18 protein-coding genes and 1 pseudogene are annotated in these 21,164 nt (G+C 66.5%); 11 read left to right on the top strand and 8 right to left on the bottom strand.

From position 1 onward, the window contains the following. Positions 1-214: 214 nt before the first annotated feature. Positions 215-988 carry a thioredoxin fold domain-containing protein gene (locus tag IFT65_RS08795; RefSeq protein ID WP_192081152.1) on the bottom strand — a complete coding sequence of 258 codons (774 nt, stop codon included), beginning with the start codon at positions 986-988 and terminating at the stop codon, positions 215-217. Between the two features lie 177 nt (positions 989-1,165). Here IFT65_RS08795 and IFT65_RS08790 point away from each other — a divergent pair, with 177 nt between their 5' ends. Further along, a complete protein-coding gene (locus IFT65_RS08790; protein ID WP_192081151.1) occupies positions 1,166-2,401 on the top strand; it encodes a hypothetical protein in 1,236 nt (411 codons plus the stop codon). Here the strand turns inward: IFT65_RS08790 and xerD are convergent. Beyond that, positions 2,398-3,375, bottom strand: coding sequence for a site-specific tyrosine recombinase XerD (xerD, locus tag IFT65_RS08785; protein ID WP_188326026.1), 978 nt, complete (start codon positions 3,373-3,375; stop codon positions 2,398-2,400). The genes IFT65_RS08790 and xerD overlap by 4 nt on opposite strands. A 57-nt stretch (positions 3,376-3,432) precedes the next feature. On the opposite strand from xerD, the gene IFT65_RS08780 reads away from it, so the two are divergent. Further along, positions 3,433-3,921, top strand: a complete 489-nt coding sequence (locus IFT65_RS08780) for an RDD family protein (protein ID WP_192081150.1) — start codon at positions 3,433-3,435, stop codon at positions 3,919-3,921. 124 nt (positions 3,922-4,045) lie between these two features. Next, positions 4,046-5,170, top strand: a complete 1,125-nt coding sequence (locus IFT65_RS08775; protein ID WP_192081347.1) for an alpha/beta fold hydrolase — start codon at positions 4,046-4,048, stop codon at positions 5,168-5,170. 494 nt (positions 5,171-5,664) lie between these two features. Here the strand turns inward: IFT65_RS08775 and lptG are convergent, their stop codons facing one another. Further along, positions 5,665-6,771, bottom strand: coding sequence for an LPS export ABC transporter permease LptG (gene lptG, locus IFT65_RS08770; RefSeq protein WP_192081149.1), 1,107 nt, complete (start codon positions 6,769-6,771; stop codon positions 5,665-5,667). Next, positions 6,768-7,850, bottom strand: coding sequence for an LPS export ABC transporter permease LptF (gene lptF / locus IFT65_RS08765; RefSeq protein WP_192081148.1), 1,083 nt, complete (start codon positions 7,848-7,850; stop codon positions 6,768-6,770). The genes lptG and lptF overlap by 4 nt, the downstream gene beginning before the upstream one ends. A gap of 103 nt (positions 7,851-7,953) precedes the next feature. Between lptF and IFT65_RS08760 the strand changes: the two genes are divergently transcribed. The 3 genes from IFT65_RS08760 (at position 7,954) to IFT65_RS08750 (ending at position 12,852) form a co-directional block, all read left to right on the top strand. Then, positions 7,954-9,432, top strand: a complete 1,479-nt coding sequence (locus IFT65_RS08760) for a leucyl aminopeptidase (protein ID WP_192081147.1) — start codon at positions 7,954-7,956, stop codon at positions 9,430-9,432. An 87-nt stretch (positions 9,433-9,519) separates the two neighbouring features. After that, entirely contained in the window at positions 9,520-9,945 is a 426-nt protein-coding gene (locus IFT65_RS08755; RefSeq protein WP_188326020.1) for a DNA polymerase III subunit chi, read from the top strand. An 81-nt stretch (positions 9,946-10,026) separates the two neighbouring features. After that, positions 10,027-12,852 (top strand): valine--tRNA ligase, encoded by a 2,826-nt coding sequence (locus IFT65_RS08750; protein ID WP_192081146.1) that lies wholly within the window; start codon positions 10,027-10,029, stop codon positions 12,850-12,852. A 190-nt stretch (positions 12,853-13,042) separates the two neighbouring features. Here the strand turns inward: IFT65_RS08750 and rimI are convergent, their stop codons facing one another. Genes rimI through pssA form a run of 3 tightly spaced genes read right to left on the bottom strand, consistent with a single transcriptional unit; the run spans position 13,043 to position 14,843 of the window. Beyond that, positions 13,043-13,540: a ribosomal protein S18-alanine N-acetyltransferase gene (gene rimI, locus IFT65_RS08745; RefSeq protein WP_192081145.1), complete on the bottom strand. Its 498-nt coding sequence runs from the start codon at positions 13,538-13,540 to the stop codon at positions 13,043-13,045. Then, complete coding sequence (locus IFT65_RS08740; protein ID WP_192081346.1) at positions 13,537-14,013, bottom strand: hypothetical protein; 477 nt, start codon at positions 14,011-14,013, stop codon at positions 13,537-13,539. The genes rimI and IFT65_RS08740 overlap by 4 nt, the downstream gene beginning before the upstream one ends. 53 nt (positions 14,014-14,066) lie before the next feature. Then, a complete protein-coding gene (gene pssA / locus IFT65_RS08735; RefSeq protein WP_188326016.1) occupies positions 14,067-14,843 on the bottom strand; it encodes a CDP-diacylglycerol--serine O-phosphatidyltransferase in 777 nt (258 codons plus the stop codon). An 80-nt stretch (positions 14,844-14,923) separates the two neighbouring features. Here pssA and IFT65_RS08730 point away from each other — a divergent pair, with 80 nt between their 5' ends. From IFT65_RS08730 to IFT65_RS08720, 3 genes and pseudogenes are all read left to right on the top strand, one after another. Next, positions 14,924-15,301: a DUF4124 domain-containing protein gene (locus tag IFT65_RS08730; RefSeq protein WP_188326015.1), complete on the top strand. Its 378-nt coding sequence runs from the start codon at positions 14,924-14,926 to the stop codon at positions 15,299-15,301. Between the two features lie 71 nt (positions 15,302-15,372). Further along, positions 15,373-17,064 (top strand): proline--tRNA ligase, encoded by a 1,692-nt coding sequence (locus tag IFT65_RS08725; RefSeq protein ID WP_192081144.1) that lies wholly within the window; start codon positions 15,373-15,375, stop codon positions 17,062-17,064. Between the two features lie 147 nt (positions 17,065-17,211). Further along, positions 17,212-17,580, top strand: a pseudogene (locus IFT65_RS08720) (H-NS histone family protein); the annotation flags it as partial. Positions 17,581-17,850: 270 nt separating this feature from the next. Here the strand turns inward: IFT65_RS08720 and IFT65_RS08715 are convergent. After that, a complete protein-coding gene (locus IFT65_RS08715) occupies positions 17,851-19,110 on the bottom strand; it encodes a threonine/serine exporter family protein (protein WP_188326012.1) in 1,260 nt (419 codons plus the stop codon). A 94-nt stretch (positions 19,111-19,204) separates the two neighbouring features. On the opposite strand from IFT65_RS08715, the gene IFT65_RS08710 reads away from it, so the two are divergent. Further along, positions 19,205-20,326 carry an MlaE family lipid ABC transporter permease subunit gene (locus IFT65_RS08710; RefSeq protein ID WP_188326011.1) on the top strand — a complete coding sequence of 374 codons (1,122 nt, stop codon included), beginning with the start codon at positions 19,205-19,207 and terminating at the stop codon, positions 20,324-20,326. A gap of 11 nt (positions 20,327-20,337) precedes the next feature. Further along, positions 20,338-21,162 carry an ABC transporter ATP-binding protein gene (locus tag IFT65_RS08705; protein ID WP_192081345.1) on the top strand — a complete coding sequence of 275 codons (825 nt, stop codon included), beginning with the start codon at positions 20,338-20,340 and terminating at the stop codon, positions 21,160-21,162. Positions 21,163-21,164 lie beyond the last annotated feature (2 nt).

Below are 21,164 nucleotides of genomic sequence, written 5' to 3'. Positions count from 1 at the left end.
GGAGCGTTCTCGTCGGTCGGGTCGCTTCGGGTTGCTTCGGGGGTAGAGCCGACTTCAGTCGGCTGCCTTATGTACCGCGCGCCGCAAACATTCCGCCGAGCACGGCTCGGCGCTACCACCGCACCCGCATCCCCGGTAGAGCCGACGGTAGAGCCGACTTCAGTCGGCTGGACTGATGATCGATTCCCGGCGGCGCGCCCGCGTACGCGCGAAGTCAGCGCGCGCGGCGATCCAGCGCAGCCTTCAGCTGCGCCGGGGGCAGGTAGCCACCCAGCTGCGAACCATCGGCGGCAAAGATCGCCGGCGTGCCGTTGACGCCCAGTTGCTGACCCAGCGCGTACTGCATCGCCACCGGATTGGTGCAGTTCTTCGCCGTCACCGGCTTGCCCTGTTTGGCGTCGGTCAACGCCTTGCGGCGATCGCTCGCGCACCAGACCGAGATCATGTCGGTGTAATCCTTGCTGCCCAGCCCCATCCGCGGGAAGGCAAGGTATTCCACGGTGATGCCGTTGCGGTTGAGCTCGGCGATATCCTGGTGCAGCTTGCGGCAGTAACCGCATTCGATATCCGTAAAGACGGTGATGGTGTGCTTGGCATTGGGCGCAGCAAACACGATCCGGTCACCGTGGTTGGCCTTCTCCAGCAAGCCACGGCGATAGGCCAGCAAACCTTCACTGTTGACCAACGCCTTGGCCTGGATGTCATACGGCTGCGACTGCATCAGATACTTGCCGTCATCGGACACATACATCACCTGGCCCGACACCACGACTTCGCGGAAGCCGGGGAAGGGTGCGGCGCCGACATAATCGGGCTTGAAGTTGGGGTCCAGCTGGGCCAACGCAGCGCGCACGTTCTGCTCCGCGCCTCCCCGCGCCGGCGCGGCGGTGGATGTCGCAACAGGCTTGCCGGCGGCGGGTGCGGCAGGCTGCGCACAGGCAGACAGGCTGAGCGTGCCGAGCAGGACGGCAGTAAGGACTCGGAACATCGAAAGGCCCGCAGGATAAGTAGGAGCCCGATTCTCGCACAGGCGCCCTGAGCGGGCGTATCAGGGAATCACCACGGTGATAAACGACAGCCTGCTGGCGTTGAGCGATTGATGGAAGCAATCATGCACCCGTAACCGCAACGTCCAGTTGAACGCGCAACGTGGGGGGAGCCCGGCATGCACATCGTTTCCCAGCTCGGCCTGATGTTCCGGGCAAATGTCCTCAACCAGCTCAGTGCGAAAGTACGACTTGTCCGCAAGGAGTATTCAGATGCCCGCCTCACTGCAGCATTGCGCAGTATCAATAATCGCGAGACGCGCTTGGCCGACCGCGTCAGATCGGGTCGCATGACGCTTGACCAGTTCGAGAACAAAGCCCGGAAGCTGGCTCCCTACAAAGTGATGCTCGATGAGGCAACCCATCCCGATCCCGCTGCCCATCGCGGCGCGTCGATCGCATCCCAGCCCGTGGAGACCGTCACGGCCTTCCGCGGCGTACTGATCCGCACCCAGTGCACGCTGCAGGCCGATGCATTCGTCGACCCCGCAGTCAAACAACAGCTGACCGCCATGCTGGATCCGACCAATCTGCGCAGAGAGGCGCGCCAACAGTTGGCGAATGCCTTCTGGGCAGGCCATCTCGATGAGACGGCGCTACGCAGGCAAGTGAACGCACAGGCGCGGAACGAGGCCAGCGAGGTGAATGCCGAACAAGACATACGCGAGCAGAGAGCGCGAGAGGCGACGAAGGACATCCTCGCGCACATTGCCGGACGCCAGCCCGCGTCGGCCGATGCACAGACCGCTGCGTTGTCCATCATCCTGAGCCGCTTCGTACCCCCGCCCGCGGATGATGCGAGAGCCCCGACACCGACACCGACACCGACACCGAGCATCAATGGGTCGATGGGGGAGCGGGAAGGCAGTGACCACATCGTCCCAGCCTCATGGACGTGGATCGCCACCGCGTTCTGGCAGCGAGCATGGCCGAACTTCGCCGAGTTCCGGGCCGCATTCCTCAGCGCGCGGGACGAGGCGATCGATCCAGGTACGGCGGACCCCTCCCCTGCGCAGACCCGCTGCCTGCGCACCTTCGAGCTGGTCGAGTTCATCCGCGCCCACCCCCACAAATCACCCCATTCCGGTTGGCAGGCAACGCCCTCTGTGCTGGACACCTTCGCGGACAGCCTGGAAAGCGAAGCGATAGACAGCGTGCTCGTCGAGCGCGGCGTCGCCCCTGCGGCTCTGGCGGCTGCCGGGTCGCAGGCCCTGCTGCTACGCTCCGAAGATTCCGGATACGGATCGCCGGCCGCCGATCATCTCCATCGGAGCGTCGAGTCCTTGAACCCGGATAACGACGATTCAGAGCAGTGGTCCGATGGCGAAGACGATGGTCTCTCCGCCCGCTTCTAACCGCGTGGATGGTGCTTCGCATGCAGCTTCTGCAGGTGCTCGCGTGCCACCAGCGTGTAGATCTGCGTGGTCGACAGCGAGCTGTGGCCAAGCAGCATCTGCAGCGCGCGCAGGTCAGCGCCATGGTTGAGCAGATGGGTGGCGAAGCTGTGCCGCAGGCCATGCGGGCTGATGCGTGCCGTATCGATACCGGCCACCGCCGCGTACCGCTTAACCAGATGCCAGAAGGCCTGACGGCTCAGCGGCCGCAGGCTGGGCTCGATGAACAACGGGACCTGGCCGCTGTCGTCGGCCGGCACCGCACGCGTGTTGGCCAACTGGGGACGCGCCTCTTTGAGATAACGTTCCAGCCAATGCTGCGACTCTTCGCCCAGTGGCACCAGACGCTCTTTGCTGCCCTTGCCGGTGACACGCAGCACGCCCTGGCGCAGGTTCACCGCCACCGCCGGCAGGCCCACCAGTTCGCTCACGCGCAGGCCGGCGGCATACATCAGTTCCAGCATGGCGCGGTCACGCAGACCGCGCGTGTCCTCCACGTCCGGCGCGGCCAGCAGCGCCTCGATCTGGCTCTCCGCCAGCGCCTTGGGCAGCAGGCGCGGCAGCTTCGGCGGATCCAGCAGTGCGGTGGGATCGTCACTGCGCAACCCCCGGCGCACCGCATCGGCAAAGAAGGCACGCAGTGCGGAAAGCAGGCGCGCGTTGCTGCGTGGTGACCAGCCATGACGCGTACGCCAAGCCAGATAGTCGAACAGTCCAGCGCGATCAGCGGTCGCCAGGCTGCCTGCACGACCGACCCGCCATCGCGCCAGCCCCTCGAGGTCACGCCGGTAGCTGTCGACGCTGGCGCGCGCCAAGCCGTGTTCGGCCCATGCGGCATCCAGGAAGCGGGTGATCGCCGCGGCATCGGCGGCATCGAGTTCGGGCAGTGCCTGTACCAGTTGGCGGCGTTCTGCGGGCGTGGTGGCGACGGACATGCGGCGAGCATACGCGGCACGCAGCATGCGCCACTAGCATTGCGTATGCTTCGGCGCATGCCTGGACTGCATGATGCACCCGCCGCCGTATCGCCCCGACCCGCCTCGCTGCTGGGTTGGCGCCTGCTGTCGTTGCTGTACGACCTGTTTCCCGCATTGGCGCTGTGGATGCTGGCGGGTTCGGTGTTCGTGATCGCTTACACCGTGATGGGCCACACCGCGCGCGATAACATCGCACCGTTCAGCAGTTGGCAGTGGGCGTTGTGGGCGTGCTGCTGGGTCCTGACCGGCCTGTATGCCAGCGGCAGCTGGCGCAGGGGCGGGCAGACGCTGGGGATGCGTCCGTGGCGGCTCACGGTGCTGATGGCCGACGGCAGTCGCCCCACCCGGCGTGCCGCTTGGCTGCGCTACAGCGTGGGCACGCTGTCTCTGCTGGCCGCCGGTCTGGGCTTCTGGTGGGCGCTGGTCGACCGTGACCGCCTGGCGTGGCACGACCGCGCCAGCGGCACCCGTCTTGCCCGCCTTCCCCGCCCCGATCGCCGCTGACGCCTCCCCGAACGCGCGTGCCTGAACCGATGCCGCACTGTCATCAACACGTCATCGAACCACGGTAGATCGAGCGCGCCCTGCGCCGGTAGCCTGCGCGGCCAACTTCCTGATGAACCCGACCATGATGCGGCTGCTGCTGGCCTGCGCGTGCCTGTGGCTGGCCGCCTGCTCCCCCTCCTCTTCCACCTCGCTCAGCGAGCGCCTGGTATCGCCGGGCGGCGCCTCGCCGCTGCTTGACCAGGCCCACATCGCCGCCACCATCGCCACCCTGCCCAACCGCAGCGGCAAGGTCACCAGCCGCGCCGGCGTGCCGATCTTCTGGCGCGCCTTCGATGCGGGCGATTACGGGCTGCACTACCGGTATGCACGCCCCCGCCACGAAGGCGGCCAGCCGATGGATATGGACCTGCGCCTTGCGCCCACGGGCCGCTTCCATGCACAGCCGCCGCGCGGCACCGTCGTGCTGCTGCATGGCTGGATGATGAGCGGCGATGCCATGCTGCCGTGGTCGTTGCAGCTGGCGCAGTCCGGCTATCGGGTGGTGACCATCGACCTGCGCAACCACGGTCACTCGGGCAATGGACCGGCGGGCTACGGGACCGTGGAATCAGACGAAGTGGTCGATGTGATCCACGCCCTGCGCGCCAGCGGCGAGGTGCAGGGCCCGCTGTACCTCTTCGGCGTGTCCTACGGCGCGGCGACCGCGCTGTTTACCGCAGAAAAGCTCGGCTCGCAGGTGCAGGGCGTGGTGGCCATGGAGTCCTTCGCCAATGCCGGGGATGCCATCCGCAGCATGATCCCGCACCTGCTGGCGAGCCAGCCGACGGGGTGGCAGGCACAGGCGGTGGCCGCCTACGCACGCTGGCGCTATGCCGACCAGAACATGGACGAGGTGATCGCTGCCGCCAACCGCCGATTGGGTGTGAACCTGGACCGCGTGGATGTCAGCCGCGCGGTAGCACGCAGCCAAGCGTGTGTATTGCTGCTGCACGGTGACGACGACCAGCACATCCCGGTCAGCCAGGGCCGTCGCTTGGCGCAGGCCAGTCCACGGGCGCATTACATCGAGATGCGCGGCGAAGACCACATCACCCTGCCGATGCGCATCGACCTGCTGGGTGGCATCGTGAACGACTGGATGGCCCGCGATGCGGGTGGCCCGGCGGGACTGTGCCCCGCCCCGCGTCTGCCGATGGAGGCGAATTTCATGGCGCTGGCGCAGGGCGGAAGTGGGTCGAACGGGTAGAACCCCCCCGCGGCTGGCGCTGACAGCAGGCTGCTTGCTTGGGGTCGGGCGGTGGGGCTGGGCGGGGGACGGCAACGACCGCATCCATGCGGGCCTCGTTTCGCGCCATCCATGGCACTCAACGCCCCCGCCCAGCCCCACCAGCCCGGCCCCTGACAGGTTCCGTGGCCGCCCGCCGCGTATGAAAAAAAGAAGAAAAGCGGTGGCCCCGACCCATGGTCGGCGAGCGCAGCGGGCCGTTGGCGGAAACATTCCGCCGACCATGGGTCGGCGCTACCCCCATGGCCCCCATGGACCTGTCGAAGGTGGGGCGGGGTGGGTTTGCGGGGGCGTTGAGCGCCATGGATGGCGCGAAACGAGGCCCGCATGGATGCGGCTGTTGCCGTCCCCCGCAAACCCACCCCGCCCCACCCACAAGCAGTCCTGCAGCCGTTGCCGTTGCAGTTGCCGTTGCTTCGGCAGGTGCCGGGCGCAGCCCGGCAAGCAACCCAACCTCAGCCCGACTTGCGCCGGAACAGCATCGCGGAAATACCCAGCATCAGGATCGGTGGCAACGCGTAGGCCACCCGGTAATCAAACTTCAGCGCGCCGGCCATGCGGCCGAAGAACAGCTGCAGCAGCCAGAAACCCAAAGCGAACAGGATCCCGAGGAACAACCGCTTGCCCATGCCACCGCTGCGCAGCGAACCGAACGCAAACGGTACAGCCGCCAGGCACAGCGCCAGCACGTTCACCGGATAGAACCAGCGGCTCCAGTACACATCCTCGTAATCGCGCGCATCCAGCCCGTTGCGTTCCCGGTATTCGATGCTGGTACGCAGGTCGGCCGCGCGCAGGTTGCGCGGACGCGAAATGCCGGTCGCCAGTGCGGCGGCATCCAACTGCGAATCCCATTTCTCCCGCGGTACTTCTTCGCGCTGCAACGACCGATCACCGAAGACGTCGCGGCGTACCTGGGTCAGCACCCAACCGGAGGCATCATGCTCGGCGGTGGCCGCATGGGTCAGCGACACGATCTCGCCTTCCGGACCGATGCGGTACATGCGGACATCGTGCAGCACCAACCGCGTGCCACCCCCCTCGATCAGCTGCTCCTCGCCGCCCTGCGCGTTGAGGAACGTGTCGCCCTCCCGCGCCCAGACGCCGGCGTAGCGGGCGACCGACATGTCACCGCCACGCTTGGCACTCATGCGGATGTTGTCCGCACGCTCCTGCGCCCACGGCGCCAGCGTCTCGCCACTGAGCACCATCGCACCGGTGAGCAGCGACAAGGCCACCGCGACCGACAGGCTGAGACGACGACGCGACAGGCCGAGCGCCCGCAGAGCGGTCAACTCGGACGTGGCGGCCAGTTGGCCCAGCCCCATCAGCGAGCCGATCACCGCCGCGGTCGGGAAGAACGTATAGGCGCGCCGCGGCACGGTATACAGCACCCACGCGGCGGCATGGCCCAGGGTGTAGCCGTTCTTGCCGACGTCCTTGAACTCGCCGGAGAACGCCATCACCACGTCCAGCCCTATCAGCACCGCCCAGGTGAGCAGCACGGTGCCGAACACCGCACGCCCCAGGTAATAATCGAAACGCATCGGGCGCGGGATCATGCGGACACTCTCTTCGGGCGTGACAGGCGTCCGTCACGCAGGTACATCCAGATCGCCAGCGCCAGCAGCGGCAGGGTCAGCCACCACAGGCCAAGCCCATTGGGAATCTTGCCATCGGCTATCCAACCGGTGCCGATGAACATCAGGTTCATGCCCACCATGTAGGCCAGGAACGCCAGCATCATCCGGCCGTAGCGCTGCTGCCGCGGTGAGCTGCGGGCCAGCGGTACGGTCATCAGCGCGAACGCCAGCGCGATCAGCGGCGGGGCGATGCGCGAGTGCAGCTGGGCCCTGGCGGCCGGCCGCTCATCGCCGATCAGCTGGCTGGTCGGCAACAGTTCGGGATCATTCGACTGGCGGGTCTGCGCCCCATCCGGCATCGCCACGTCGTTGCGGGCGAACGTGGCCAGCCGGTATCCCTTTCCTCCGTCGGCCGGCCCCTCGATCTGGTGACCATCGTTCAGCTGCAGGTAGCGCCGTTCCTTGCCTTCGAAGTACAGCCGACCACTCGCGGCGGACACCACTTCAACCCGACCCTCCCGGGCGCGGTTGATGAACACCCGCCCCAGCGTGGTGCCGTCGGGCGAGATCGAGGACAGGTACACCACCCCGCCGTTGGACAGGTTGGTGAAACGGCCCGCCTCCAGCCCGGCCATCAGCACGCTGCGGTTGGCGTCATCGATCATCTGCTCGCCGGTACGGTCGGCCCAGGGGCCCAGCCACAACGAACACGCGCCGATGATGCCCACCACCGGCAGCACCAGCATCAGCAGGGGCTTGAGCAGCCGCTGCGGACCGACGCCGATGGCGGTGATGACGGCCATCTCCGAATCGCGGTACAGCCGGGCCACCGCCAGCAGCAGGCCCAGCATCAGCGCCAGTGGCAGGATCAGCGGCATGTAGACGATGAACTGCAGGCCCAGCTGGGAAAACAGCAGGCGGGCCGGCAGGCGGCCATCGGCGATGTTGCCGAGGATATCCACCAGTACACCGCCCACGCTGACAACCAGCAGGACGATCAGGGTGGCCAGGAAACTCTGGACGAAATCGCCCAATAGGTATCGGTCGAGCTTCAACATGGGCCGTGGTTTAAACTCTCAGGTTCGTTCGCGGGTCCGCCCAGTCTAACGGCTGGACGTAAACGGTCCGCGATTGTACGGATTTGCCTACGGAATCTGATCAATGGCCCTCGAATTCACCCTGAACCACTCCTCGCCCACCTCCGCTGCGGTGGACTGCGTGGTCATCGGCGCCTATGCCGACCATACCCTGTCGCCCGCCGCACAGGCGCTTGACGCTGCCAGTGGCGGTCGCCTGGCAGCCCTTGCCCAGCGCGGCGACCTGTCCGGCAAGACCGGCGCCACCACCCTGCTGCACGACCTGCCGGGCGTCACTGCGCCGCGCGTGCTGGTGGTCGGCCTCGGCGAGGCGGCCCGCTTCGGCGTGCCGCAGTACCTGAAGGCCATCGGCGACGCGGTGCGCGCGCTGAAGACCGGCGCCAGCCGCAGTGCGCTGTTCACCCTGGTCGATCTGCCGGTGAAAGACCGCGACGCCGCCTGGGCGATCCGCCAGGCCATCATCGCGGCTGATCACGCCAGCTACCGCTATACCGCCACCTTCGGCAAGAAGAAGGCCGAAGAGGCCGGCCTGCAGCAGCTGGCCATCGCCGGCAGCGACGAAACGGCCCTGCTGCAGGGCCGTGCCATCGCCAGCGGCGTGGAGTTCGCCCGTGAGCTGGGCAACCTGCCGCCGAACTTCTGCAACCCGGCCCATCTGGCTGACGTGGCCGTGAAGTTCGCGGGTGAGCACGACGGTGCCGAGGCCGAGATCCTGGACGAGACGCAGATGGAAGCGCTCGGCATGGGCTCACTGCTGGCCGTGGCCCGCGGCTCGGCCAACCGGCCCAGGCTGGTGGTGCTGAAGTGGAGCAACGGCGGCGATGCCAAGCCCTACGTGCTGGTCGGCAAGGGCATCACCTTCGATACCGGTGGTGTCAACCTGAAGACCCAGGGCGGCATCGAAGAAATGAAGTTCGACATGTGCGGTGGCGCCAACGTCATCGGCACCTTCGTGGCCACGGTGAAGGCGCAGCTGCCGCTGAACCTGGTAGTGGTGGTGCCGGCGGTCGAAAACGCCATCGACGGCAACGCCTACCGCCCGTCCGACGTCATCACCTCGATGTCGGGCAAGACCATTGAAGTCGGCAACACCGACGCCGAAGGTCGCCTGATCCTGTGCGACGCGCTGACCTACGCGCAGCGCTTCGAGCCGCAGGCCCTGGTCGATGTGGCCACCCTGACCGGCGCCTGCCTGGTTGCCCTGGGCCATCAGACCGCTGGCCTGATGACCAAGCACGACGACCTGGCCAACGAGCTGCTGGCCGCCGGTGAGCATGTATTCGACCGCGCCTGGCGCCTGCCGTTGTGGGATGAATACCAGCCGATGCTGGATTCCAGCTTTGCCGACGTCTACAACATTGGCGGACGCTGGGCCGGTGCGATCACCGCTGGCTGCTTCCTGGCGCGCTTTACCGAAGGCCAGCGCTGGGCCCACCTGGACATCGCCGGCGTCGCCAGCGATGAAGGCAAGCGCGGCATGGCCACCGGCCGCCCGGTCGGCCTGCTGAGCCAGTGGCTGCTGGACCAGGCGGCCCGCGCCTGATCCACTGTTGTCTCCGTGGCCGGCCCTGTGCCGGCCATGACATCGCCCGGCCCGTGCCGGGCCTTCGCCTGCCACCCGGATGCCGCCATGCCCCGCGCTGATTTCTACCTGATCGCCAAGCCCCGCTTCCTGACCGAGCCCCTGCGCCTGGTCTGCGAGCTGGCGCGCAAGGCCAACGACGCCGGGCTGTTCACCCTGGTACTGGCGCGTGACCAGGCCCAGGCCGAAGAACTGGACGAGCTGCTGTGGTCCTTCGATGCCGAGGCCTACATCCCGCACCAGATCGCCGGCGAAGACATGGACGAAGAAGAAGCGCTGGTGCTGATCGCCGTGCCCGGTGGCGAAGAGCCGGTGCGCCCGCTGGTGATCAACCTGCGCGATACGCCGTGGATGGGCGAATGCGACCGGGTGCTGGAAGTGGTTCCGGCCGATCCGGACGCACGTGAGCCCCTGCGCGAGCGGTGGCGGCAGTACAAGGACGCCGGTTACGAGCTGTCCAAGCACGATATGTAAACCGGGCACCGGCCCGGCGCTGCCCTTGATGCGCCGGCCGCTCGCCCTGATCCTCCCCCGAACATCTTCTGGTTGCCCCGCATGACCCGACTCGACTCCAGCTACGACCCGACGTCCTTTGAAAAGGACACCTACGATGCCTGGGAAAAGGCTGGCCACTTCAAGCCGTCGGGCAAGGGCGAGCCGTACACCATCCTGTTGCCGCCGCCGAACGTCACCGGCACGCTGCACATGGGCCACGCCTTCCAGCAGACCCTGATGGATGCCCTGGTGCGCTACCACCGCATGCGCGGCTACGACACGCTGTGGCAGGTGGGTACCGACCATGCGGGCATCGCCACCGAGATGGTGGTCAGCCGCAACCTGGCGCAGGAAGGCAAGGGCGAAACCCGTGATTCGCTCGGCCGCGAGGGCTTCATCGGCAAGGTGTGGGAGTGGAAGCAGCAGTCCGGTGACACCATCGAACGGCAGATGCGCCGCCTGGGCACGTCCGCCGACTGGTCACGCAGCACCTTCACCATGGACCCGCAGCCGTCGCAGGCGGTGATCGAAGCCTTCGTGCGCTGGCACGAACAGGGACTGATCTACCGCGGACAGCGTCTGGTCAACTGGGATCCGGTGCTGAAGACCGCCATCTCCGATCTTGAAGTGGAGAGCGCCGAGGAAGACGGTTTCCTCTGGTCGATCGCCTACAAGCTCGACGACGGGCTGACCTACGAGCACGTCGAACGCGACGCCGATGGCGTCGAAACCCTGCGCGAAACCCGCGATTACCTGGTGGTCGCCACCACGCGTCCGGAAACGCTGCTGGGCGACACCGCGGTGATGGTGCACCCCGAAGACGCGCGTTACCTGCACCTGATCGGTCGCAGCGTCACCCTGCCGCTGACCGGCCGCAGCGTGCCGGTGATCGGCGATGACTACGTGGACCGCGCGTTCGGTACCGGCGTGGTCAAGGTCACGCCGGCGCACGATTTCAACGATTACCAGGTCGGCCTGCGCCACAACCTGCCGATGATCAATCTGTTCACCCCGGTGGCCGCGATCAACGAGAACGCACCGGAACGCTTCCGCGGACTGGATCGCTACGACGCGCGCAAGGCCGTGCTGGGCGAACTGGAAGACCTGGCGATCCTGGTCGAGACCAAGGCGCACAAACTGCAGGTACCGCGTGGCGACCGCACCAACCAGGTGATCGAGCCGTACCTGACCGACCAGTGGTTCGTGAAGATGGACGAACTGGCGCGGCGTGGCCTGGAGCTTGTGGAGAGCGGTGCGATCGGCTTCGTGCCGCCGAACTGGATCAACACCTACCGCCACTGGATGACCAACATCCAGGACTGGTGCATCAGCCGCCAGCTCTGGTGGGGCCACCGCATCCCGGCGTGGTTCGACGACGCCGGCGCCTGCTACGTGGGCCGCGATGAAGCAGAAGTGCGTGCGGCGAATGGGCTGGGCGCCGACGTGGCACTGCACCAGGAAAGCGATGTGCTGGAGACCTGGTTCTCCTCGCAGCTGTGGCCATTCTCCACGCTGGGCTGGCCGAACGAACAGGCGATGGCCGAGCGCGGCTTTGACCGCTACCTGCCGTCGTCGGTGCTGGTCACCGGCTTCGACATCATCTTCTTCTGGGTGGCCCGCATGATCATGGCCACCGACAACCTGACCGGCAAGGTGCCGTTCAAGGACGTCTACTTCACCGGCCTGATCCGCGACGGCCAGGGCCAGAAGATGTCCAAGTCCAAGGGCAACGTGCTGGACCCGCTGGACATCATCGACGGCATTTCCATCGACGACCTGGTAGCCAAGCGTACCGGTGGCCTGATGCAGCCGAAGATGATCGAGAAGATCGGCAAGGCCACGCGCAAGGAATTCCCGGAGGGTATCGCCGCCCACGGCGCCGATGCACTGCGCTTCACCATCGCCGCGTTGGCGACCCACGGCCGCGACATCAAGTTCGACATGAACCGTGCCGAGGGCTACAAGAACTTCTGCAACAAGCTGTGGAACGCCAGCCGCTTCGCCCTGATGAACACCGAAGGCGCCTCGTTCTCCGGTGCGCCCAAGCCGCGCACCGATGCCGAGCGCTGGATCCTCGCACGCCTGGCTGCCACCACCGCAGAAGCGCATGGCCACTTCGCGGCCTACCGTTTCGATCTGCTGGCGCAGTGCCTGTACGAGTTCGCCTGGAATGAATTCTGCGATTGGTTCCTGGAGCTGAGCAAGCCGGCATTGAACGGTGCCGACATCGCGGATGCAGACAGCACCCGCCACACCGTGCTGTACGTACTCGAAGCGCTGCTGCGCTTGCTGCACCCGTTGACGCCGTTCATCACCGAACAACTGTGGCAGCAGGTCGCGCCGCGCCTGGGCATCGCCGGGGATTCGTTGTCCCTGCGCCCCTACCCCACGGCGGATGAGTTCGCGGGTGATTTCGCCCAGGCCGAGGCCGATGTGGAATGGCTGAAGGCCGTCATCAGCGCCGTGCGCCGCGTGCGCAGCGAGCTCAACGTCGCACCGTCGAAGCTGGTGCCGCTGCGGCTGCAGGCCGGGCTGGAACAGGACCGTGTGCGCATCGAACGTTTCGCCGCGTCGTTGTCCTTCCTGCTGAAACTGGAGACCATCCAGTGGCTGGCTGCCGATGAATCGGCCCCGCCTGCAGCGGCGGCCATCGTCGGCGAGCTGAAGCTGCTGGTGCCGTTGGAAGGTCTGGTGGACCTGGATGCGGAGCGCGCGCGCCTGGACAAGGAACTTGTGCGCGTGCAGGCCGAGAAGGAAAAGAGCGAAGTGAAGCTGTCGAAATTCACCGACAAGGTGCCCGCTGCGGTGGTCGAACAGGAGCGTGTGCGCCTGGTCGAATGGGCCACGCAGCTGGCCGGGCTGCAGGAGCAGCGCGCCAAGCTGTAAGGCGCTGGCGGCGTGACGGCCGCTGGCCGTCACGCGCTTCGGGTAGGCCGCTGCGCTCGCCGTGCATGGTTCGGCGCGGCGATTGACCGTGGTAGAGCCGAATTCAGTCGGCTGGTAGTCAACGTCAGCCGACTGAAGTCGGCTCTACCGGTCGGCTCTACCGACCGGCTCCATTCTCCGACCCTGCCTGTTACAGCGGCGGCATCGTGTCGATGTCATCGGCCACTATCTCGATGGCCATCACCAGCGCGTCTTCGCGCCCCTCTGCGGCGGGGTAATAACGCGGGCGCCGACCGATCTCGTTGAAGCCTTCGCTGTGGTACAGCGCCAGCGCCGGTGCGTTGGACGGCCGCACTTCCAGAAACACGCGGCGCACGCCGCGGTCGCGCGCCAGGCCGACGATGGCCCGCAGCAGCAAGCGCCCACGGCCACCGGTCTGGCTCAATGGATCCACACAGATGTTCAGCAGGTGCGCCTCGTCGGCGGCGATGCTCAACAGCGCATAGCCCATCAGCAACCCATCCTCCTCCAACGCCAGCCCCGGATAGCCGGCGCGCAGGCAGTCCAGGAAGATGCCGCGCGTCCACGGGTAGGGGTAGCCCCGCACCTCGATCGCCATGACCGCATTGAGATCACTCTCGCGCAGCGCACGCAGGCTGGCGCGTCCGGGGTTGAGCAACGCGCTCATGCGACCGGCTTCCGGCGCAGAGCGCGCAACTGCGGCCACAGCGCGCGCTTGGCCGCCGCATTGCCGCGCAGGGTGTCCAGCGGCCAGCTTTCCATCAAGGCCTGCGTCGCCGGGTCGTTGGGATTGCAGCCGGAGGCGCGCAGCAGCGCCATCTGCAGGCGGTCAGGCAGGCGGACGGCCGGCTGGCGGGGCGTGCCGGTCACGCTCCCGGGCGTGATGGGTTCTTGCGCTACCTGGGCAACCGGAGCAGCCGGGCGGGGCCGCGGCGGTGGGCGTGGCTTGCCATCGGCAGATTCGTCCGCTGGCGCGGGCGGTGCACGCCGGGGCGGCGCCGCCATGGGCGCCACGCTGATGCGGACGGCATCGTCGGACAGCTGCGGCGGCCGTGGACCGTCGCTGACGTCGGCATGGGTAGCGGCAACAGCCTCCAATGCCACGGCCAGCGCACTGTCGTGCAGCACGGTGTAGCCCATCGCCTGCAGCCAGGCTTGCTGGGCAGGCGTCCACACGGCCGACGCGCCCCCGCTCACGCTGCGTCCGAACGCTTGCGCAGGCGCTGCAGGGCCCACATCACCGGACCTGACAGCGCGTAAATGATGCCGACCGCGAACAATACGCGGGGCAGGTCGATCACCGCGATTGCGATGCCGATCGGCAACAGCGCAAGTACCAGGAACGGCACACGGTCAGCACGGGGGCCCTTCGCGCCACCGCCCTTGAAGCTCCAGAAGCGGATGCGGCTGACCATCAGCAGAGCCGCGACCAGCGTCACGCCCAAGGCAACGTAACGCAGCTGATCGCCACTCCAGCCGAGCTGCCCATCGGCAAATGCCCAGACAAACGACATCATCAGGCCCGCCGCAGCCGGGCTGGCGAGGCCGACGAACCAGCGCTTGTCGACCACGGCCACCTGGGTATTGAAGCGTGCCAGCCGCAGCGCTGCGCATGCGGCGTACAGGAAGGCGACCGCCCAGCCGACCCGCCCCAGCAGTTCCCCGTCGAACTTCAACGACGACAGCGACCAGTGGTACATCACCAGCGCCGGTGCCATGCCGAAACTTACAAGGTCGGCCAGCGAATCGTATTGGACGCCGAACTCACTGCTGGTACCGGTGAGCCGGGCGACCCGGCCATCCAGCCCATCCATGATCGCCGCGACGAACACCGCGATGCTGGCGTAGACGAAATCACCGTTGGCGGCGGCGATGATGGCGTAGAAGCCAGCAAACAGGCCCGCCGTGGTGAACAGATTGGGCAGCAGGTAGATGCTGCGCGAGCGGGGCGGGGGGGTAATGGGATCCATGCCCCGAGTTTAATCGACTTGCCAGCCGACGGCGGCAGTGCTGCAATCACGCTTTCCCGCCAGCCCGGCCCGGAGTCGTCATGCGTACCCTGATCTGCTTGAGTTTCCTGCTGCTGGCCACGTCCCCCGCCCTGGCTGGCCAGGTCTATAAATGGAAGGATGCCAACGGGGTAACCCAGTATTCGGAGAATCCGCCGCCGGGCAAGAAGTTTGAAACCCGTCAGATCACCGGCGATCCCGGAAGCCGTGTGCCCGCCAGCGCTGCACCGGCGGAAACCCCGGTTGCCCCGCAGTGCGCCACGGCGCGCGCGAACCTGGCCCTGCTCGATGGCAGCGGCGCGGTCATGCAGGACACCGACGGCGATGGCAAGGCGGACAGCCCGCTGGACGATACCCAGCGCCAGAACCAACGCGCCCTCGCCGAAGCCGCCGCAAAGGCCTACTGTCCGCAGGCCTGAGCACGGGCCGATCCCCACGGCAGGCGCCGGGCTGGCAGAATAACGGCTTCCGCCGTTAGATGATGCCGACGATGCGCCTGTCCCAGTTCCACCTGCACACCACCAAGGAAACCCCCAGCGACGCCGAGCTGACCAGCCACCGGCTGATGCTGCGCGCGGGGATGATCCGCAAGCTCGCCTCCGGCCTGTACACCTGGTCGCCGCTGGGCCTGCGCGTGCTGCGCAAGGTCGAGCGCATCGTGCGCGAGGAAATGGATCGTGCCGGTGCGGTCGAACTGCAGATCCCCACCATCCAGCCGCGCGAGCTGTGGGAGGCCACCGGCCGCTGGGAAAAGTTCGGCCCGCAGCTGCTGAAGATCAAGGACCGCAAGGAGCAGGAGTTCTGCTACAGCCCCACCGCCGAGGAAGCGATCACCGATTTCGCGCGGCAGGAGCTGGCCAGCTACAAACAGCTGCCGGTCAATTTCTATCAGGTGCAGACCAAGTTCCGCGATGAGATCCGCCCGCGTTTCGGCGTGATGCGCGCGCGCGAGTTTCTGATGAAGGATGCCTATTCCTTCCATCTGCATGACGCCGACCTGGTGCGCGAGTACGAGAACATGAAGGCGGCCTACACCCGCATCTTCACCCGCCTCGGACTGGATTTCCGCATGGTGCAGGCCGACTCCGGCGCCATCGGGGGCGACGCGTCGCAGGAGTTCCACGTCATCGCCGATTCCGGCGAGGACGCGCTGGTGTTCTCCACCGGCTCGGACTACGCCGCCAACATGGAAGCCGCCATCGCGGCCGAACCTGCTGCACGCGCAGCGGCCAGCGAGTCCCTGCGCAAAGTGGAAACGCCCACGCAGAAAACCTGCGAAGACGTGGCTGCGCTGCTGGGCCTCCCCTTGCAGCGCACGGTGAAGTCGGTGGCGTTGATGACCGCCGAAGGCTTCGTGCTGGCCCTGGTCCGTGGCGACCATGAGGTCAATGAAATCAAACTGTCCAAGGTCGCCGGGCTGGCCGACCAGCGGTTCGCCAGCGAAGCGGAGATCGCCGATTACCTCGGCAGCATTCCCGGTTTCCTGGGGCCGGTGGCGCCGAGCAAAGGCATCCGCGTCATCGCCGATCCGGAAGTCGCTGCACTGGCCGATTTCGTCGTCGGGGCCAACGAGGCCGGCTTCCATCTGGCCGGCGTCAACTGGGGACGTGACCTGCCGGAGCCGGAGATCGCCGATATCCGCAATGTGCGCGCCGGTGACCGCGCACGCGACGGCGGCGAGCTGAAAATCGCCCGCGGCATCGAAGTGGGCCATGTATTCCAGCTGGGTCGCCAGTACGCCCAGGCATTGAATGCCACGGTGCTGGATGAGAATGGCAAGGCCGCGGCGATGACGATGGGCTGCTACGGCATTGGTATCTCGCGGATCGTCGCTGCGGCGATCGAGCAGAATCACGACGACGCCGGCATCATCTGGTCCGACGCGATGGCGCCGTGGCAGGTAGTGGTCTGCGTGATCAATCCGAAGGGCGACGAGACCGTCGCGGCGGCGGCAGGCGAACTGCTGGAAAGCCTGCGCGGGGCCGGCTTGGACGCGGCGCTCGATGACCGCGGCCTGCGTCCCGGCGCGATGTTCGCGGACATGGAACTGATCGGCGTGCCGCATCGCATCGTCGTATCCGAACGCGGCCTGGCTGCCGGCACTTACGAATATCGCGCGCGCCGCGCGAGCGAGGCCGAGAGCCTGGATCGCGACAGCCTGATGCGCAAACTGCTGGGTTAATGATGAAAGGCCGGGATTATCCCGGCCTTTTCATTTTCCCATCGCCCCCGCCGATTCACGATTTTGTTTGTGCTTGCCGGAAATGCGCATTACTCTTGGGCCCGAGCCACGGACTGGCAGACCCTTCCCTATTATCTGGAGCACTGCATGAGTATTGATCTGACCGGTCTGTCGGCACGCGAACTTGGCGCACTGATCCGCACCGCCAAGAAGCAGCAGACCATCGTCGCCAAGCGCCGCCCGATCACCAAGGTGCGCGCACAGCTGGAAAAGCTGGCGAAGGTTGAGGGCTACAGCATCGAAGAACTGTTCGGTGGCGCTCCCGCCCCGCGCGCCCGCAAGGCCGCGACCAAGGCCCCGTCGAAAACCGCCGGCCGCAAGCTGGGCAAGGTGGCACCGAAGTACCGCAACCCGGCCAACACCAAGGAAACCTGGACCGGCCGTGGCAAGCAGCCGCGCTGGTTGGCCGAGCTGACGAGCAAGGGCAAGAAGGTCGAGGAATACCTGATCAAGAAAGCCTGAAAAGGCCCAGCGATCTGAAAAAACGCCGGCTGCGAAGCCGGCGTTTTTTTATGCCCCTTCTCTCTTTCATACGCGGCCTGGCAGTCACCGGATCGTGTCCGAGGGCCGGGCGGGGAGGCTGTGCGGGGCCTTGAGCGGCAGGAGCCGCGAAGAGCTACATGGACGTACTTGCGCGTGCCCCGCATAGCCTCCCCGCCCGGCCCTGCCCCGGACAGCTAACGAACAAGCTGCCAGCCGCGAGGGGGCCCAGCCCGTTCGCCACCGTTACAACGTCTTGCGCGCCGGTATCAGCAGATTGCCGAACAACAGGCCCGCCACCAGCGCCATCACCACGTTGAGCACCGTCAGGAACACCCCCTGCCCCGCCCCCACGTCCTGCTGCTGCACCAAGGTCAGCACCCCGCGCAGACTGGTACTGCCGGGCACCATCATGATGATGCCCGGCAGGCGGATGATCGCCCCCGGCCGCTGTACCACGCGACCAAACAGATTGCCCGCCGCAGTGAGCAGCATCGCCGACAGAAAGATGCCCGCAGGCGCACCCCACGCATGACCGGCGAACTTGGAAATCGCATAACCCGCCACACAGGCCGCCAGCACCCACGGGAAGTCCCGACGGCTGGCCTTGAACAGCATGGCGAAGGCGATCGCAGCGATAAGCAGCGCACTCCATTCCACCCACGCCCCCTGCGGACGCGACGCGCGCACCACCGGATCCAGGCCGATCACGTCAGCCAGCGTCACCGCGATCATCGCGCCGACGGTGAGCTTCATGATCGTGGTCAGCGCACCGGCCACCCGCGCCGTACCGGACACCCAATGTTGGCTGGCCAGTTCATTGACCGCGTTGGTCAGCGACATACCCGGCAACAGGATCACCAACGACGCGATTACCACCGTGTTGAGGTTCAACGCACCCACGTAAGTCGCCACAAGCGTCGCCACCAGGCCCGCCAGCAGCGCCGCCAACGCTTCACTGGCTTCCTTGGTTGCCGCGCGCTGGCTGGTCCAGCGCCCCAACAGGCCGATCAGCAGGCCGATCACGCCAGCGGTCGCGATATCCAGCCAAGGCAGCTTCCACAGGCCCGCCACGCCGGCCGCGCCCAGGCTGTAGGACAGCACTTCCTTGATCTTGCCGCGCATGCCGGGGTCGGCATCGAGCTGGCGCAGCGCGGTATGCCCTTGCGCCAGACTCATGCGCCCATTGGCGACATCCTCGGCGATCCGGTCGGCGACGCTGAGTTTATGCAGATCGTTCTCGCCCGGTGCCAGGCGGATCACCCGGGTGATGTCACTGGAGCCGATGGCCTTGGCCGGGTCGCTGAAACTGAGGATGATGCCGGTCGGGTTAGACCACGGCTCACAATCCAGCCCCAGCTGCTGCGCCAACGCCACCACGGCCGCCTCCAGGCGCTGCGCCGTCGTTCCATAGCTGTGCAGGCGTCCGGCGATTTCGCAGACGAAGGCCACCCGCTGCGCATAGGTGGCCGGGGGCGAGGTGATGGGAGAGGCGTCGACAGGCATGCGCGGTAGTATCACCCAGCCCCGCCCCGTGCAGAAGGACATTCGGACAGGACCTACGCTGCATGCGACATGCACACGCTATGCTGCATCCTTGATGCCCACCATGACCACCGACACCGCACCCCAGATCGAAATCGACGCCGACCAGCCCGGCAGCATCCGCTTGTCCGGACGCTGGACGCTGCATACGGCGCTGCAGTCGGCCGAGGTCCTGCGCGACCTGCCCCAACCGCTGACCCGTATCGATGCCACCGGCATCGACCAGTTGGACTCGGCCGGCGTGCTGCAACTGCTGCGGGTCGCGCACCGCGCTGACCTGCAGCCCGATGCCGTGCAGTTCCGCGAGGACCATCAAGCCCTGGTCAGCACCATCGAAGAGGTGGCCGACGACCGGCCCAAGAAGAAGCGCGATCTCGGCGTACTGGCCGCACTTGAACGTCTGGGCCGCAGCATGCACGCTACCGGACAGAACATCGTCGCGCTGGCCAGCTTCCTCGGTGAAAGCCTGGTCAAGGGCGCCCGGCTGGTCAAGGAACCGCGTCGATTCCGGCTGACGGCTACCGTGCACCAGATGGAACAGGTCGGCCTGGACGCCGTCCCGCTGGTGGCGCTGCTCTCCTATCTGGTCGGTGCGGTGATCGCCTTCCTCGGCTCGACGATCCTGCGTGACTTCGGCGCGGAGATCTACGTGGTGGAGCTGGTCAGCATCGCCTTCCTGCGTGAGTTCGCGGTACTGCTGACCGCCATCGTCCTCGCCGGCCGCACCGCCAGCGCGTTCACCGCGCAGATCGGCGCGATGAAGGCACGCGAGGAAATCGATGCGATGCGCACGCTCGGCCTGGACCCGATGGACCTGCTGGTGCTGCCGCGCATCGTGGCCCTGCTCATTACACTGCCGCTGCTGACCTTCATCGCGATGATCGCTGGCTTGGCGGGCGGTATCACCGTGGGTGCCTTCGACCTGGATATCCCGCCGCAGATGTACATCGCGCGCATGTACGACACGATGGAAGTACGCAACATGCTGGTCGGCCTGTCCAAGGCCCCCGTGTTCGCCTTGGTGATCGGCCTGATCGGCTGCCTGGAAGGCCTGAAAGTCGAAGGCACCGCGCAGTCCGTCGGGGAGCGCACGACATCCAGCGTGGTCCAGGCCATTTCGCTGGTGATCATCCTCGACGCCTTTGCGGCGCTGTGGTTCATGCAGGTGGGCTGGTGACCGTGGACGAATTGAACGCTACTCCCGCTCCCGCTGGCGACGAACGCAGCGGCGATGAGGGCAACCTTGCGATACGCGTGCGCGGGCTGGTGAATCGCTTCGGCACGCAGACTGTGCACGAAGACCTGGACCTCGACGTGCGTCGCGGCGAGATCCTGGGCGTGGTCGGCGGCTCGGGCACGGGTAAATCCGTGCTGATGCGCTCGATCCTGGGCCTGCGTACACCGGACGAAGGGCAGATCGAAGTATTGGGACGGGATGCGCGCGGCGGTGATGCCGAAAGCCGCCTGCACATCCAGCGCAACACCGGTGTGCTGTTCCAGGATGGCGCGTTGTTCTCGTCGCTGACCGTGGGCGAGAACGTGCAGGTGCCGCTTAAAGAGCACCACCGCGAATTGCCGGAGCGCTGGCACTACGAGCTGGCCCTGCTGAAAGTGAAACTGGCCGGCCTGCCGGCGGATGCGATCAACAAGCTGCCATCGCAGTTGTCCGGTGGCATGCGCAAACGTGCCGGCCTGGCACGTGCGCTGGCACTGGACCCGCCGCTGCTGTTCCTGGACGAACCCACCGCCGGACTCGACCCGATCGGCGCGGCCGCGTTTGACCGCCTGATCAAGACCCTGCAGGAAGCGCTGGGCCTGACCGTATTCCTGATCACACACGATCTGGACACGTTGTATGCCATCTGTGACCGGGTGGCGGTGCTGGCGGACCGCAAGGTCGTGGCCAACGCACCGCTGGCCGAGATCGAAAAACTGGACCATCCGTGGATCCAGGAATATTTCCACGGACCTCGTGCGCGTGCCGCGCGCGGCGAACAGACCGAGAGTGCCTGAGT

The sequence above is a fragment of the Stenotrophomonas sp. CFBP 13725 genome (assembly GCF_014841935.1).
Taxonomy (GTDB): Bacteria; Pseudomonadota; Gammaproteobacteria; order Xanthomonadales; family Xanthomonadaceae; genus Stenotrophomonas.
Note: the sequence above shows the minus strand (reverse complement) of the source record. Positions and strands in the feature narration are given on the sequence as shown.